Here is a 330-nt window from a genome sequence, read left to right as displayed (position 1 = left end):
ACGCTTGGGGCTAGCGTTTTTTGGCTGACTTTTTTCGGGCCGGCATTCCGGGTAATGCCAGTCAGTTAAGCAATTCCAGCCGCGACACTCTTTGTAGCAGCTGCCGAGCCCGCGAGGCTGCGTTCGGCTGCGTAGCAGTCGTGAGTCCGGCTGACGCGGTATGCCTGACGCACCAAATGACTGATTTTACGACTGCTACGCAGCCGAACGCAGCCTCGCGGGCTCGGCAGCTGCTACAGATCGCGTTACGGCTTAACTGAGTGGCATTAGGCATTCCGGGCGCTTGTAAAAAATCGGCATAGGGGACGGCCATCTGGCCGTGCCCCTGCC

Origin of the sequence: Pseudomonas sp. F01002 (genome assembly GCF_004402115.1) — a bacterium.
Classification (GTDB): domain Bacteria; phylum Pseudomonadota; class Gammaproteobacteria; order Pseudomonadales; family Pseudomonadaceae; genus Aquipseudomonas; species Aquipseudomonas frigoris.
Note: the sequence above shows the minus strand (reverse complement) of the source record.